The 13445-nt window shown below is 43.3% G+C and carries 14 protein-coding genes; 7 read left to right on the plus strand and 7 right to left on the minus strand.

Annotated features, from left to right (window positions below; genetic code table 11):
- Window positions 1-2: 2 nt before the first annotated feature.
- From kaiB to F6K57_RS14205, 3 genes are all read left to right on the plus strand, one after another.
- A complete protein-coding gene (gene kaiB / locus F6K57_RS14195; protein WP_008182352.1) occupies window positions 3-317 on the plus strand; it encodes a circadian clock protein KaiB in 315 nt (104 codons plus the stop codon).
- A gap of 103 nt (window positions 318-420) precedes the next feature.
- Entirely contained in the window at window positions 421-1980 is a 1560-nt protein-coding gene (gene kaiC / locus F6K57_RS14200; protein WP_143727893.1) for a circadian clock protein KaiC, read from the plus strand.
- 149 nt (window positions 1981-2129) lie between these two features.
- Complete coding sequence (locus tag F6K57_RS14205; RefSeq protein ID WP_293068558.1) at window positions 2130-3197, plus strand: LOG family protein; 1068 nt, start codon at window positions 2130-2132, stop codon at window positions 3195-3197.
- Window positions 3198-3302: 105 nt separating this feature from the next.
- Here F6K57_RS14205 and F6K57_RS14210 read toward each other — a convergent pair whose 3' ends face one another.
- Window positions 3303-4202 (minus strand): DUF928 domain-containing protein, encoded by a 900-nt coding sequence (locus tag F6K57_RS14210; protein ID WP_293058143.1) that lies wholly within the window; start codon window positions 4200-4202, stop codon window positions 3303-3305.
- 396 nt (window positions 4203-4598) lie between these two features.
- On the opposite strand from F6K57_RS14210, the gene F6K57_RS14215 reads away from it, so the two are divergent.
- Both F6K57_RS14215 and bioF read left to right on the plus strand, forming a co-directional pair.
- Complete coding sequence (locus tag F6K57_RS14215) at window positions 4599-5042, plus strand: hypothetical protein (protein ID WP_293020574.1); 444 nt, start codon at window positions 4599-4601, stop codon at window positions 5040-5042.
- Window positions 5043-5050: 8 nt separating this feature from the next.
- A complete protein-coding gene (bioF, locus tag F6K57_RS14220; protein WP_293068563.1) occupies window positions 5051-6220 on the plus strand; it encodes an 8-amino-7-oxononanoate synthase in 1170 nt (389 codons plus the stop codon).
- 19 nt (window positions 6221-6239) lie between these two features.
- On the opposite strand, the gene F6K57_RS14225 is transcribed toward bioF, so the two are convergent.
- Window positions 6240-7913: a CocE/NonD family hydrolase gene (locus tag F6K57_RS14225; RefSeq protein WP_293068606.1), complete on the minus strand. Its 1674-nt coding sequence runs from the start codon at window positions 7911-7913 to the stop codon at window positions 6240-6242.
- Between the two features lie 37 nt (window positions 7914-7950).
- Between F6K57_RS14225 and F6K57_RS14230 the strand changes: the two genes are divergently transcribed.
- Window positions 7951-8172 (plus strand): hypothetical protein, encoded by a 222-nt coding sequence (locus F6K57_RS14230; RefSeq protein WP_293068566.1) that lies wholly within the window; start codon window positions 7951-7953, stop codon window positions 8170-8172.
- 7 nt (window positions 8173-8179) lie between these two features.
- Here the strand turns inward: F6K57_RS14230 and F6K57_RS14235 are convergent, their stop codons facing one another.
- The 5 genes from F6K57_RS14235 to F6K57_RS14255 form a co-directional block, all read right to left on the minus strand.
- Window positions 8180-9670 (minus strand): SLC13 family permease, encoded by a 1491-nt coding sequence (locus tag F6K57_RS14235; protein ID WP_293068569.1) that lies wholly within the window; start codon window positions 9668-9670, stop codon window positions 8180-8182.
- 207 nt (window positions 9671-9877) lie between these two features.
- Window positions 9878-10330, minus strand: a complete 453-nt coding sequence (locus F6K57_RS14240; protein ID WP_293068572.1) for a cupin domain-containing protein — start codon at window positions 10328-10330, stop codon at window positions 9878-9880.
- A 683-nt stretch (window positions 10331-11013) separates the two neighbouring features.
- Window positions 11014-11433 carry a S16 family serine protease gene (locus F6K57_RS14245; RefSeq protein WP_293068575.1) on the minus strand — a complete coding sequence of 140 codons (420 nt, stop codon included), beginning with the start codon at window positions 11431-11433 and terminating at the stop codon, window positions 11014-11016.
- A 70-nt stretch (window positions 11434-11503) separates the two neighbouring features.
- Complete coding sequence (locus F6K57_RS14250; RefSeq protein ID WP_075904737.1) at window positions 11504-11980, minus strand: nucleoside deaminase; 477 nt, start codon at window positions 11978-11980, stop codon at window positions 11504-11506.
- Window positions 11981-12138: 158 nt separating this feature from the next.
- A complete protein-coding gene (locus tag F6K57_RS14255; RefSeq protein ID WP_293027367.1) occupies window positions 12139-12282 on the minus strand; it encodes a hypothetical protein in 144 nt (47 codons plus the stop codon).
- 406 nt (window positions 12283-12688) lie between these two features.
- On the opposite strand from F6K57_RS14255, the gene F6K57_RS14260 reads away from it, so the two are divergent.
- The gene (locus tag F6K57_RS14260; protein ID WP_293027370.1) at window positions 12689-13315 is read left to right on the plus strand and encodes a Uma2 family endonuclease; all 627 of its coding nucleotides are present in this window, start codon (window positions 12689-12691) and stop codon (window positions 13313-13315) included.
- The last annotated feature ends 130 nt before the right edge of the window (window positions 13316-13445 follow it).

Here is a 13445-nt window from a genome sequence, read left to right on the forward strand (position 1 = left end):
CTATGAGTTCCTATAAAAAAACCTATGTTCTCAAGCTTTATGTAGCTGGGAACACCCCCAACTCCGTCAGGGCTTTGAGAACACTGAAAACTATTCTCGAACAGGAATTCCAAGGGGTTTACGCTCTCAAAGTAATTGATGTTCTTAAGAGCCCCCAACTAGCTGAGGAAGATAAAATTTTGGCAACACCAACCTTGGCAAAAGTTTTACCGCCTCCTGTGCGAAAAATCATTGGGGACCTCTCGGATCGGGAAAAAGTCTTGATCGGCTTAGATTTGCTCTATGAAGAACTCCGTGAAGGAGATTTGGATTTCTAAATAGATTATACCATTTTAGATTAAAGCGTGAAAATTTAGCAAGTCAGCAACACCATTAAACTAAACTTTTTTTTTTGATTAAGAACATTTACTTACGACCAATATGAATCAATTGAATCAAAATGAACAATATCAAAACTCAGTAACAACGGTCGGTGTCCAGAAAATACGGACAATGATCGAAGGATTCGATGAGATCTCTCATGGCGGTTTACCATCTGGTAGAACCACCCTGGTCAGTGGAACGTCTGGCACGGGAAAAACTCTATTAGCCGTTCAATTTCTTTACAACGGCATTAGCAATTTTGATGAAGCTGGTGTGTTTGTTACATTTGAAGAATCACCCACAGATATCACCAAAAATGCATCGAGCTTTGGTTGGGAGCTAAATAAACTAGTTAATGAAGGCAAGCTATTTATTCTGGATGCTTCCCCGGATCCAGAAGGACAGGACATTGTCGGCAACTTCGACCTGTCTGCTCTGATCGAGCGTATTCAGTACGCCATTCACAAATACAAAGCCAAGCGAGTTTCCATTGACTCAATCACTGCCATCTTTCAGCAGTACGATGCTGCTTCGGTGGTACGGCGAGAAATTTTTCGCCTAGTGGCACGCCTGAAAAACATTGGTGTAACCACCATTATGACCACAGAGCGAGTTGAAGAGTATGGACCAGTAGCTAGATTCGGGGTGGAAGAGTTTGTCTCAGATAATGTGGTCATTGTCCGTAATGTCCTGGAAGGGGAACGCCGACGCCGCACTATAGAAATTCTCAAGCTGCGGGGTACCACCCATATGAAAGGAGAATACCCCTTTACTATTACCGATCAAGGGATCAACATCTTCCCCTTAGGAGCAATGCGACTGACTCAACGGTCTTCCATGGCCAGAGTGTCTTCGGGAATCAAAACTCTTGATGTGATGTGTGGTGGTGGTTTCTTCAAGGATTCCATTATCCTGGCAACGGGTGCCACAGGTACTGGCAAAACCTTGTTAGTGAGCAAGTTTATCGAAAATGCTTGCATACAAGGTGATCGCGCCATCCTGTTTGCTTATGAAGAATCTCGGGCTCAGCTATCTCGTAATGCATCGTCTTGGGGCATTAATTTTGAGGAAATGGAACAAAAGGGTTTATTAAAAATTCTTTGTTCTTATCCAGAATCAGCGGGCTTAGAAGACCACTTACAACGGATTAAAACAGAAATTGCTGAATTTAAGCCCTCTCGGATTGCCATCGACTCTCTTTCTGCTTTAGCACGGGGAGTCAGCAACAATGCCTTTCGGCAGTTTGTGATTGGTGTGACGGGCTATGCCAAGCAAGAAGAAATAACTGGCTTTTTTACCAATACCACCGATAAATTTCTGGGCTCTGACTCCATTACCGATTCCCATATTTCCACAATTACTGACACAATTATAATGTTACAGTATGTGGAAATTCGTGGTGAAATGTCCCGTGCTATCAATGTGTTTAAGATGCGTGGCTCTTGGCATGATACAGGGATCAGAGAGTACACTATTAGTAAGGATGGACCAGAAATTAAGGATTCCTTCCGCAATTACGAACGAATTATCAGTGGTTCTCCCACTCGTATTCCCGTCGATGAAAAAAGCGAACTCTCTCGGATTTTTAAAGGCGTTCGTGATAAGTCGGTGGAATAATCTTGAGTCCGCTTAATCACTTCGTATTCAGGAAAATCGTTAATTGTTAATTGTTAATTGTTAATGGCTCCTTGACTATTGACAATTTTTAATTTTCAATTTTAAATTGATGAAAAACCTTTAATGATAAGTAGTCAACTGGATACGATATGACTCTATCTCCTTCTGCGGATGGCTTCAAGTCACTGTCAAACGATTTAGCAACACTGATTGACCAGCTACCTAATCTGGAAAATCGTAAATTGATCAAACGGTCTCTTGCAGTGCTAGTGCGACTAACTGGGGAAGAAATTGACCGTCTAGATTGGAAAATAATCACCGCTTCTCTAGAAGATATGGAGCGGGCATTTCAAGTTTTTTATCCCTATCGTCATGTCCGGAAAGTTACCATTTTCGGTTCATCGCGCCTTGCTCCAAATACTCCTGAATATCAGCTGGCAGCTGAATTTGCTCATCATTTAACCCAGCAGGGATTTATGGTAATGACTGGTGCTGGTCCTGGCATTATGGAGGCAGGAAACAAAGGTGCTGGCTCTAAGCATTCGTTTGGTCTGAATATTCAACTACCGTTTGAAAACGAAGCAAATTCGTTTATCGCAGGGGATCCCAAGCTGATTGAGTTCAAGTATTTTTTCACTCGCAAGCTATTTTTTATCAAGGAAACGGATGCGCTTACCTTATTTCCTGGTGGCTTTGGTACTCAGGATGAAGCCTTTGAGTCTTTAACCCTTTGTCAAACAGGACGATTAGAACCAACTCCTTTAGTACTGATTGATAAACCTGGTGGCACCTACTGGAAAGATTGGGATGCTTATATTCAAAAGCACCTCATGCAACGGGGTTTGATCAGTCCAGAGGATTCCAGTCTCTATACCATCACAGATAACTTAGATGTGGCTTACGAAACAATTAATCGGTTTTACCGGGTTTATCACTCTAGCCGCTATGTCAGAGATCAATTCGTCATTCGCCTCAAATCTGAGTTGTCAGATCCTGAGGTTGAACAGCTAAATCAGGATTTTAGCGATATCTTGGTTCAGGGACGGATTGAGAAAAGTCAGGTTTTACCAGAAGAACTACCTGATGAAACTGCTGAACTTCCCCGTCTGGTTTTCTACTTCAATCGACGAGATGTTAGCCGTCTTTACCAGCTACTCGCTACTATTAATCACATGGGTGTTTCTCAAGAGAGTACAACTCATCCGGAACTGAAATAAGGCTTGGATGCTTGCATCCTTAAAATACACAGCAGGCTCGACCAATGACCAATAACGGTAAATGACCCACTCGAGTGCTGGTAATGGAATTAGACGGACTTGATCTTAAAATTCCAGAAGGGGTGCAAGCGCGATCGCATCTAAGTCAACAGACTGCAATAATTTCACCCAATCCTTGATTAGCAGGTCATTGTCAGAATTTTGCTGACGTAGCTTAGCTAGAGCATTAAGGGTATCATACCACAGCCCTGATCTGGCATAGATAATCGCTTTCTGTTCTAATGTCCCTTGGTCTAACTGATTTTTGAGGGATGGGTTGAGTGACATCCGTTTTACCCACCCTGTCACTACAGGAGACCCCAGTGGCTCACATTGAACCACAAAGTACCAACGATACTGTTTACCAACCTCAAGGGAGGCGACTGTTGATGGAAGTTCGATGCCTACTACACTTGGTGAGGATGATGAGGCAACAAATTTAGTCCAGTAGATTTCGTTATGGTTTTCATCTTGTAGCACAAACTCCAAAGGCAAGTCCGGTGTCAGGGCATAGGGAACATAAAACCAGAAGGTGGGATGAGAAACAACGGTTAAGCCGAAAACCGATTCTGTTCGCGTAGCGTGACCTACGGTCAATGAAATTTGACCCTCACTGGCAATGGTGGTAGTAGCAGGGACCAAGGCAGTCAAAGGTTCTTTGACTTGTGGACATCGCCCACGCCTTGCGGCTGCTTTTCGTTTACCGGGTACGCCTCGTTCCGGTACATCTGGTGGCATCCAAGCTAGACTGATGGGTAATGGCTGTGAAGTTCTTGAAGTCCTTAGCTCTTGCTCTCGGTGGTTGTGAGCCACTTCTGCTGTTGGGGAACGTTGAGCTGAATCCAACCGGGAATTGTTAGTATTAGCTGTTGAAATACGTGGCAAGGCAATACTGCTACTAAAGCTGACAATTGCTAATGTAATTCCTAAGATTGGCGGTGCTAACGGTAGTTTTATCTTGCTCATGATTCATAAAGAGTAATTTTCAAGGAATGTTTCCTTGTGATTGGTCAGGTTATTGGTCAGTTGTTACTTCCTATCCCTAGTTTTTTGGATCTCGTTGCTACTCTCATTATCACTCAATTGAATGAACTATCTAATTTTTTCTACTGACCAGTGATTATTTTCTATATCTAGTTTGATATACAATCTGGTAATTGACTAATCCAGAATTGAAACATAGTTCATTTTCAGGACTTACGTAGCTACTCTACCTGGTGAATTTAGACTATTTCGTAGCAAAAAAATATTATTGTGTCAACTACCTTTTGATAGGGATGGAGAGTTAACAGTTCTGGCAATTCATCACCAACTGCAATCTATAATTTAATTGGGGATAAATGAGTCAATACCATTAGGATCGTGATTAGTTTAGTACCAGACGTGAAAAATTACCAAAAATCTTTTTTTAATCAAAAACTGTTTATCATTGTCTTGTTGCTCAGTGTGGGAGTAACATTACTCAGTAGCTGCTCCCCTAACAAAATGGAGAAGTGCAAGCTGATTGAGGTTGAACCCAGGGAAGTTGAGCTAGACATCAAAGACACTGATATTGAAGGATGGGAATTGGAGGTACTTTGTGGTGACCAACTTTGGGACATCCCATGGTCAGAGATTAATCGCCACTTTAAGATTGACCTCAAGAAGTATTATTCGAAGAATCCACAAGCAGCTCAACGGCAGCTGCAACGACTGGAGCAACGACTAGTTTTCTATAAACAAGACAACAAGAGGGGAAATATCCTATACGGTTCTTTGGATAGTAATCCAGAGTTAGTTGGGGTGAAGGCGAAAAAAGATGATTAGCACAAATAATGCCTACTGACCCTTATGCTTGGCTAAAGCCATCCCTGGCCACGATTGAGAAAGCCAGTTGGTATCGTTCTGTACAAACTGTACAAAGTATGCCTGGTGCTGTGGTGCAACTGGAAGGGCGAGAGGTGATTAACTTTGCTAGTAATGACTATCTGGGACTGGCGGGCTCACCTCCCTTAATTGCAGCCGCAGTTAGTGCTACTAAGGACTATGGTACTGGTAGCACTGGTTCGAGATTACTCACTGGACACCGGGAACTGCATAGACAATTGGAAAATGCGATCGCATCTCTCAAACAAACTGAAGATGCGATAGTCTATAGCTCTGGGTATTTAGCGAATATAGGCACGATTGCAGCGTTAGTAGGGAAACGGGATTTAATCCTAGGGGATCAATACAACCACTCCAGCCTCAAAAATGGGGCAATTTTGAGCGGTGCCCAGGTAATCGATTATGAGCACTGCAATATGGCTTCTTTGCAGGGTAAACTGATTGAATACCGACAACAGTACCGGCGCTGCTTAATTGTTACTGATAGCGTCTTTAGCATGGATGGTGATTTATGCCCCTTGCCTGAGCTATTAGGGTTAGCAAACCAATTTAATTGTATGCTTCTGGTGGATGAAGCCCATGCTACCGGAGTTTTGGGCGCTACAGGCGCTGGGTGTGTCGAACATTTTGGCTGTACTGGAGAAACGATTATTCAAGTGGGCACCCTCAGTAAAGCTTTGGGGAGTTTGGGAGGGTATGTTGCGGGTTCAGCGGTTTTAATTGATTTCCTCCGAAATCGTTCTCCTAGCTGGATTTACACCACTGCCTTATCTCCAGCAGATACAGCAGCAGCATTGGCAGCAATCCAAATTGTCCAACAAGAACCAGAACGGTGCGCTCAACTGAGGAATAATGTAGAGACTCTCAAACAGTTAATTACTCAGCAGTTGCCTAATCTCAACTGTTTGCCTTCTGAGTCGCCTATCCTGTGCATTTCCATAAATAGTGCTACTGAGGCTCTTACTGTTGGCGAAACCTTGAAAGCAGCTGGTATCTTTGCCCCTGCTATTCGTCCTCCTACAGTGCCTACCAGTCGAATTCGGATCTCAGTTATGGCAACTCATACACTGGATCATTTCCAGCAGTTAGTTGCTGCTTTGGGGACCTGTCAGCTATAGCGCTTACTTATAATGGCGCTCATTGTTGGTCAGACCTAAAAATAGGTAATAAAACACGAGTTGGATAATCCTCTCCACAACTCACCTTCAAAGTAATAATCTGAGCATCCATCAATCGACTTTCACTAGGGAAAGCCCCGGTGCCGGAATTGACTGGATAAGCCGGAAAACAAGCCCCACTTAAGCTCAAGCGCAACTGATTTCCTTTGGCAATACGCACACAAGTTGCCTGCAATCTAATCCGCCACGGATTAGTAGTATTGTCCCCAGGATTGACCCGTCTATATCCCTGAGTGACATGGGTTACCCTGCCATCGGGATGGACTTCTGACAACACTGCACAGATATCAAAACTCGGAGTATCAGCGGTGCAAAACACCTCAAATACGACATCCCCTACCAAATGTAAATCTTCTGCTAAGGGTTCAGAGGTGTAGGTTAAAACATCTGTGCGACAATCTATGGCAGTGCGATCGCATGAACCGACTGGCATCCCTGCATGACCCCCCATTGCTGGAACTGGACGCCAAGGGTCATGAACTAATAAGTCACAGGATAGATCACAGGTATGCTGGATTTGGGATACTCCCTCTGTCTGCGATCGCTGTTGCATTTCTTGAGACTCTTCTGGGACTAATTTTCCAGAATCTTCCCTGACACTGGCTAAACCGGAAGTTACCAGATAATAAGATTTTTGATTGCCATCAGGCCAACGATCAAAATAACGCCACCGATTAGTTCCCATCTCAAATAGACAAACAGGCGGTTGCTCAACCACGTTGGTATCAATTCCCTTTAGGAACTGGTCAAACCAACGCACTTGCAAGGCATCAACCGGACTATTCGCCTGGGGACCGTAATCCACTGCTCCCACTTTACGCCCCCAAGGCAGGTGCGCCCAAGGTCCAATGATCAGATGCTGGGGCGAACTGCCATGAGATGCCATATCCTTATATAAATGAAGTGTCCCTCGCAAAAATGGGTCAAACCATCCCCCAATGTGTAACATGGGCATGTCTACATCCTGCATCATTCCCTTGGGAGATAGTTTTTGCCAGTATTCATCTGGGTGAGGATGGTCTAACCAGTCGTGATAAAAAGAGTCTGGTGCTAAGTCTTGGAGAATTTGAGGGCGAGCGGGAATTGGGTCATACAGGGGTAAATTCCGAGATGCTGCATACAGCAGTTGATAGGCTTGCTGATCTGACCGCAATCGTGCCGTTTCTGTTGCTAATTGTATCCCCCAACCCAGATTAGCTTGTAAACAAAACGCTCCTCCCTCATAGGCCCAATCGCCATATAAATCATAGCCAATCATCGCTGGACAGATCGTTTTCAGAGCGCTGGGATAGCTGGCAGCAGCGTACAGTTGAGTCATCCCCTGATAGGAAAAGCCATACATGCCCACATCCCCAGTGCTACCGGGTAAAGTTGCTGCCCAGTTCACACTATCAAAGCCATCTTCTACTTCGTGGGCAAACAAATCAAACTTACCCTCTGAAGTGCCCCTCCCCCTGACATCTTGAATCACTACAATGTAACCCTGGGCAGCATACCAAGTGGGATGAGCATAGACTACCGTAGATGCGATCGCTCTGCCATAGGGTTGCCGCATCAGCAACACCGGACACTCACCGGCGCTATCGGGACGGTAGATATCCGCATCCAGCCGCACTCCATCCCGTGTTACCATTGATGCCGTTTCTTGTTTTACCTTCAACCTTCCAACCTTGGCCAAAAGGCCACGCTACGCGAACAACCTTCCAACCTTGGCCAAAAGGCCACGCTACGCGAACAACCTTCCAACCTTGGCCAAAAGGCCACGCTACGCGAACAACCTTCCAACCTTGGCCAAAAGGCCACGCTACGCGAACAACCTTCCAACCTTGGCCAAAAGGCCACGCTACGCGAACAACCTTCCAACTTTCAACCTTCTAACCTTCAACTTGTAACTTCTAGTCACCCCAACATGGGGATAGCTACAAAATTCATCAACAAACTTACTAGAATTACCCCCACGATATTTAAAACTAATCCTACCTTAGCCATGGTATAAATTGGGAAATACTCTTGAGAGTAAACAATGGCATTGGGAGCAGTTGCGACTGGCAGCATAAACGAGAAGGAAGCAGAAATTGCTGCGGGCCACATCAACAAAGCAGGTGATACATTTATAATCGGTGCAGCAGTAGCTAAAATAGGCATAATCAGAGCTGTGGTTGCTGTATTCGAGGTCACTTCTGTCAAAAAGGTCATAAATACACAGATGCAAACCACCATCAAAACCGTTGAAAGTCCCTGCAATCCAATTTGTAAATTATACCCTAGGAATTGAGACAACCCTGACGCAGCAAACCCTTTAGAAATTGCAATTCCACCACCAAATAGCAGCAATATTCCCCAAGGAATTTTGACAGCGGTTTCCCAGTCTAGGAGGTTAATTTTATCCCCCGTCTCTGTTTTTACAGGAACTATAAACATGATCACAGCAATTAGGGCAGCCACACTGGTATCATGAACAAAGTTAGCCACGCCCAGATAGGTTGCCCAACCCGTTAATGTAAAGGAACCGATGGTGATATCTGCCCGAAAAATCCACAACAATGCCATTAACCCAAATAAAATAGCAACGTATTTTTCTCCCTGAGACATTTTCTCCAGTTTCTGGACTTCTTTGTCTGAAATATTAAAATAGTCTGAGGATAAACTGTTATTATCAAGCTTGACTATTATTTTAGTTAAATAGATCCAAGTTAACAATATAAATATCAAAACAGCTGGCACTCCCACCATCATCCATTGAAAAAACGTAATGGCGGTATTGTCTGGAAAGTTTTCTTTTAATTGTGCCAGAAATATCAGGTTAGGTGGAGTCCCGATCGGGGTTCCAATCCCACCAATATTAGCAGCGTAGGCAATTCCAAGCATTAGGGAAGTTCCCAGAGTTTTCCCTACATCAATATTGGGATTAGCAAGAGCCGTTTGTTCGATAATAGAGATAGCTATTGGCAGCATCATCAAGGTGATAGCTGTATTCGATATCCACATCGACAATACTGCTGTTGCTAGCATAAACCCCAAAATTAACCTGGTCGGTTTGGTACCAACAACGCTAATAATGTGGAAAGCAATCCGCTGATGTAGGTTATATTTTTCAACCGCTTTAGCAATAAAAAAAACTGCCATCAATAACAATACTACATCAGAAGCATAGGCGGAAGCAACCTCTTCAGCAGAAACAATTCCTAAAAAGGGAAATAAACCCAAGGGAATTATCGAGGTGGCGGCAATCGGGATAGTTTCAGCAATCCAAAAAACTGCCATGAGAAGCGTTGCTCCTAGCATTATCACAGCAGTTGGTGGTAAATTTTCAGGGAGTAATGCTGGAAAACATGAAAGGAGCCAGCATAGGGTAAAAATACTAACTCCTAGGTAAAAGCTTTTTTTCATCAACAGGACTTACGCAGTAACTCTACTTGTAGTAGTAAGGTGCTTTATTAACGAAGCCTACACTATAAGTGAGTTTAGAGTCGAGTTTTGCGTAAGTCCTGTTATTGCTGGATTTAACAGGTTTGGGATTTACTCTGGGATTTTATTAAATAGAAAGTGATGAACAGTCCCAGATATCCAGCTATTTAGTTATTCAACATAAATTCTTCAACAAGCTACCAACACATCTTGACGCCCAAGCACTCTCATATCCTCTTCATCGAATTCAACCGGTGTACCACTGCGAACTAGTTCAGCAAAGTCGTCATTAGGCACCATCCAGCACAGGGTATACAAACGCTCAGTGCCAGTATTTCTAATTTCATGAATTCCTGTAGGCGGAACTAATAACGTATCTCCAGTCCGCAGCGTAACGATTTTGCCATCACAGCTGGCTAATCCTTGACCCTTGAGGATATAGAACATTTCTACTCCAATTTGATGATAATGGAGCGGAGTCTTTCCTCCTGGCTCAAAAATCTCTACACAAAATGTTATTGAAGCATTAGCACTGTCTGGATCGAAGACAATGGCTAAGCGATTTTTATCCTGGGGACTAATACGATAAGCTTGGTAGTCTTTGGGAGACCTAACTACGGGAATCATGCAACGATTATCCATGGTTGATTTATTACTGTTGAGGGTTGACTTTTGATAATTTAATTTATCACTTAATTAGTTAAGTGCTTTGAGAGTTGTCGGAGCATCTTTGACCAACTCAAAGCCAAGCATTGGTTAGAATTGTAAATGGTAACTTGTAGTGAGTAATGTTCGTCAATCATCTAGTAAGATAGTGGCACCATAGTCTTTGAATAGCTGTAGTTTACTTTATCTACCAATTCCTAGCTATTAAATTTAATATTATCTAAATTTTTTTGGGACGATTCACTTACATTCGGTAGAGTTTGTAAAGAAATATGAAATAGTCCTTGAATTCCCCTAAACCTCACAGCCTATACTCCACATTTTTTTGGGGGCGATTGACTTAATCCGTAACAGTTTGTAAAGAAATATGAAATCGCCCTTGAATTTCCCTAAACCCCATAGCCTAGACTCCACCTCAACCAGCAATCTCTATTTGTTTCTAGGTAGGTAATAAATAGGAGTAGATATCTAATTGCTAGGGGGTTGACAAAATTACCTTTTACCTGATCGCTTTTCTGGTTTTCCATGGCCTCGAATCAGATCATCCAAGATTCGGTCTAATCTTTCCACAGCAGCATTAGTCGAAACCTGTTGCGCGCGCTACTTGTTCTTGTAGAGCCGTGAATCGTTCGATACTTGGAGTAAGCGATCGCTTTAATTCAATTACTAAACATCTGAAACAGTTTAGTTATCTTGTGATGACCATCCCGTGCATCTTGCTGAGATTTGACTTCCTGTTGGTGGAGTAGGGCATTCTCCAACACTTGTTCAATGCGATCGCATAAAATAAATTCCATTTGGTTACGCACATCGTCCGGCACGTCAACTAGGTCTTTCTGATTCTGTTGCGGTAATAGCACTCGTGTGATACCAGACCGGTGCGCTGCTAACACCTTTTCTCGCACTCCACCAATGGGGAGTACTTCACCACTGAGGTTTATTTCTCCCGTCATGGCAGTATCCGTGCGTACCGATTGATTCATCAACAGGGATGCGATCGCTGTTACCATAGTTACCCCTGCAGAGGGTCCATCTTTGGGAATTGCACCGGCAAGTGTCGAAAGCTCGTAAGAGAACAACCAGGAAGCCGAAGAAGTGATTCATTGGAAGCGATCACCATAATCTTTGATTTGGTGTAGGAGGATGTCACTAATACTCTACCTTATCGGTTTTATCTTGCCATTCTTGGAAAGCTCTTAAGGCTTCATCCCGCATCAATTGAATTATTGGAAGTTTGCGATCGCTTATGGGCAAGTCCAATTCCTCGTAAATGAACTGGTCATCAAATCCAATTTGAGCCGCATCAGCTTTAGTATTGGCATAGTAAACCTTGTCCAGCCTAGCCCAGTAGATCGCCCCGAGGCACATCGGGCATGGCTCACAGCTAGTATAGAGTTCGCAACCGGTCAGTTGAAAATTCTGTAAGACCTTGCAGGCATCACGGATAGCTACAATTTCAGCATGTGCCGTAGGATCATTCGTGGAGGTGACTTGATTATGAGCTTTGGCAATAATCTCTCCATCCTTGACAACCACTGCTCCAAACGGACCTCCCTTTCCAGACCTAACGCTGATCACAGATAGAGCAATGGCCTCGTTCATAAACCGACTGTTGGGCTGTGTCATGAATTTCCATGGTTTAGAATTCTCGCTTCGCCATGATAGCTCAGTGGTCAGGTGCGCAATTTGAAGAAGGTGGGTTACGGCGCTTCCCAAGACTGATTGATAATCTCTCAAATCTTTCCCGCGCCTAACCCACCCTACGGAATATCTAGGGCTTTGCCTTAACCTAGGGTCATTTTGATGTGCTCCATAATTTTCTGCTTCCTAGCCTCTGAATATAAGGAAGGCTGCTGCTGAGGCAGTTGGGTAGTTTTCTCCAGGTGCTCCATGATTTTCTGTTTGCGTTGTTCTTCTGAAGTAGCCATAGTTAATATGTTTAGAAATATTGCATTACATTAACTTATGTTAAGATTCCTCGGCTCAGATGGCAAGGTCAAATCCCCATATTCCCCTCAGGCTTAAAGCTGCTGGAGTTTTTGGGGTGCTAAACCCAGCATCTGTTGATATTTGTTTATTTTTGATATAATTAAAGTCTTTAAATGCAATCCCAAAGTTCTTCTCAATCAGCTGGTGGTTGCGATTGCGTTCGCGAAGCGGTTCTTTTGGAACATTGAATTGTCCACAATCCCTGTCAAAAAATTTTTTTCTCAGCTTGATATAGAGGATGCTTAGCAGTTATCAGCACTTTGTAACTTACCCAATTGATAACTGCTATAGAGAGTAATTCTATACTAAAAAAATGACCTATTATTAGCTTCGGAGATAAAACTAATGGTAGTGACGAAACCGAGAGCAGATCGGGTGGTTTTACATAACATTTCCTGGAAACAGTTTGAAAATCTGCTGCTAGATTTAGGTGACCATCGATCTGCTCGTTTAGCCTATGATTATGGTACCCTTGAGATTATGACTCCTTTAGCTGAACATGAATATTATAAAGAGGTGATTGGTGACCTAGTTAAGGAGCTGGCAGATGAACTAGATTTCGACTACGAAAGTTTAGGGTCAACAACCTGGCGGCGAGAGAGTAGCTTAGCTGGGGTAGAAGCAGATAATTGTTTTTATATCCAAAATGAAGCCGCGATTCGAGGCAGGTTGGACTTAGATCTCAACCAAGATCCCCCCCCAGATCTCGCTCTAGAAATTGATGTAACTAGTAAATCACTGCCTCGTTTGCCAATCTATTCTCGCTTGGGAGTCCCAGAAATCTGGTGCTATGATGCTGGCAAACTAACAATTTACTTACTGCAAGAGGGTGAGTATGTAGAACAAGCCAAGAGTAGGGTTTTTCCTGAGTTACCGATTCAAGAGCTTCCTAGTTTAATTGAGCGCCATCGGGCTAATGGGAGGCGGGCAATTCGGCGAGCAGTGCGAGATTGGGCAAGGAACTATTTTTAAAATATTCGATATTTTTGGATAATATTTAAGTCCTATTAATGTCAAGTAATAAAGAATTATAGCGTTGATAATACTTATAAAGTAAAGTCAAATTTATTCCCCCTACTCCCTACTCCCTACTCCCTACTCC

Source organism: Moorena sp. SIO4A5, assembly GCF_010672005.1.
GTDB lineage: Bacteria > Cyanobacteriota > Cyanobacteriia > Cyanobacteriales > Coleofasciculaceae > Moorena.

Excerpts from the sequence above, each read along its gene's own strand:
- kaiB (WP_008182352.1), top strand. The coding sequence starts at position 3 with ATGAGTTCCTATAAAAAAACCTATGTTCTCAAGCTTTATGTAGCTGGG.
- kaiC (WP_143727893.1), top strand. The coding sequence starts at position 421 with ATGAATCAATTGAATCAAAATGAACAATATCAAAACTCAGTAACAACG.
- F6K57_RS14205 (WP_293068558.1), top strand. The coding sequence starts at position 2,130 with ATGACTCTATCTCCTTCTGCGGATGGCTTCAAGTCACTGTCAAACGAT.
- F6K57_RS14210 (WP_293058143.1), bottom strand. The coding sequence starts at position 4,202 with ATGAGCAAGATAAAACTACCGTTAGCACCGCCAATCTTAGGAATTACA.
- bioF (WP_293068563.1), top strand. The coding sequence starts at position 5,051 with ATGCCTACTGACCCTTATGCTTGGCTAAAGCCATCCCTGGCCACGATT.
- F6K57_RS14225 (WP_293068606.1), bottom strand. The coding sequence starts at position 7,913 with ATGGTAACACGGGATGGAGTGCGGCTGGATGCGGATATCTACCGTCCC.
- F6K57_RS14235 (WP_293068569.1), bottom strand. The coding sequence starts at position 9,670 with ATGAAAAAAAGCTTTTACCTAGGAGTTAGTATTTTTACCCTATGCTGG.
- F6K57_RS14240 (WP_293068572.1), bottom strand. The coding sequence starts at position 10,330 with ATGGATAATCGTTGCATGATTCCCGTAGTTAGGTCTCCCAAAGACTAC.
- F6K57_RS14250 (WP_075904737.1), bottom strand. The coding sequence starts at position 11,980 with ATGACACAGCCCAACAGTCGGTTTATGAACGAGGCCATTGCTCTATCT.
- F6K57_RS14255 (WP_293027367.1), bottom strand. The coding sequence starts at position 12,282 with ATGGCTACTTCAGAAGAACAACGCAAACAGAAAATCATGGAGCACCTG.
- F6K57_RS14260 (WP_293027370.1), top strand. The coding sequence starts at position 12,689 with ATGGTAGTGACGAAACCGAGAGCAGATCGGGTGGTTTTACATAACATT.